Origin of the sequence: Prevotella sp. MGM1, assembly GCF_002933775.1 — a bacterium.
Lineage (GTDB): Bacteria > Bacteroidota > Bacteroidia > Bacteroidales > Bacteroidaceae > Prevotella.
Genome location: NZ_BEWV01000026.1, coordinates 1 through 1,466, shown reverse-complemented (window position 1 = coordinate 1,466; position 1,466 = coordinate 1). Strand labels below are relative to the sequence as shown.

Annotated in this window: 2 protein-coding genes; both read left to right on the top strand. The window is 32.4% G+C overall.

What is annotated here, in order from left to right; all coding sequences use genetic code 11:
• The first annotated feature begins 179 nt into the window (after positions 1-179).
• On the top strand, positions 180-995 hold the full coding sequence (locus MoGM_RS00370) for a hypothetical protein (protein WP_104368270.1): 816 nt from the start codon (positions 180-182) through the stop codon (positions 993-995).
• Positions 996-1,241: 246 nt separating this feature from the next.
• Positions 1,242-1,466 (top strand): hypothetical protein (locus MoGM_RS13225; protein ID WP_233210075.1); only part of this gene is annotated, 225 nt, incomplete at its 3' end.

The following is a 1,466-nucleotide window of genomic DNA, read 5'->3' as shown; positions in this document are numbered from 1 at the left end:
ACAACCATAGGACCGGTAAAATAAAAGTATTATCAAACGAAATGCCAAGCGACCCTAATGATCCTGAACGATTGAACCGGAAGCAATCATTTCTTGAACAAAATCCCTATAGTATTATTGACATAAATAACATATTTTTATACAATCAATATTTAACAATACCATAATACATTAAAATCATGAGAAAAAGAATATATATATATGGAGTTATACTTTTAATATCAGGTACAATATGCTTAATAATATTAGGGGGTATGTCATCCAAAAGTACTATCAAAAGATCAAAAAACGAACAGAGGCCTAAACTTCAAACCAAACTCTATGAATATAGAGATTCTAAAGATAATCCGGACATATTATATTGGGACTCGGCTCCTGATAATGGATATTTGCCAATAAGAGTAGAAATAAATACCATGAGATATTTGGGAATAGAGACGGCAAATAAAGCCGTTCAAACAAGTAATATACTATTCAAGGCTTTCCATGGAGAGAAATTAACAGCGACATACAAAAGATATAAAGTGACCTTGATAAACGATAAGATATGGCTTGTCCGTGGATACAATACTTTTGTCCATAGCACATTAATGATACAGAAATCGGATGGACGTGTATTGCATTTGTCTATAAATCCTAATCAGAAAGGAAATAAGCATTATCATGAGGATATGAAGAAATTGCTATCAGGGATTAATAAATTCAAAAGGGACAAGAGCTATATTGAAAAATACGGATACACACCGGACAATACAATATCAGACCTACCGAACGGTATAATCGAAGATGCAAAAACAGCTGCTGAGATAGGATTTAAAATATTATATTCCAACGAAGGAAATGATATATATAAACGGCTACCTCTCATTGTAAAGCTACGCAACAAAGAAGATATATGGGAGGTTTGCTTGTTTTACGATGGATGGCTGGGATGGGGTGGCGTTTTTATACAAAAATCAGATGGCAGAATACTTCATGGTTACGCATATAAATAACATCAAAGACCAGAATCATTATGAAACTTAGATTATAGAAACCGCTAAACAATTTGATGGAATTTTAATAACAAGATAAAATCGTGAAGCAGGAGAGGACAGATATGAATCTGTTATAACACATAAAGAACCGGCGGGAAAGAATGCAAGAGAAAAGATTTATAATTATGAAAGAGAGAGAGCTAAAAAATTGAAAGACCAAGGATCTTTAAAAGATAATAATAAACATCAAATACTGTAGATGTCATGAATTTAAGATACATTTATTTAAACATAAGCCATGAATACTATTCAGGCATAAATGAAGATTTTAGTAACAAGTTTGGCTATAACACCTGTTTTATAGGCTATTATCTGTCAAAGGCTGTGCGTAAAGAAAAGATAGAAACTGGCATTTATAATATGATTTACGTTTTACTATCCGCAAAGATTAAGGAGCCGACAGTCAAGCTAAGCGAATGTTTTAAGACA

Coding starts and splice junctions, on each gene's coding strand:
- MoGM_RS00370 (WP_104368270.1), top strand. CDS start 180: ATGAGAAAAAGAATATATATATATGGAGTTATACTTTTAATATCAGGT.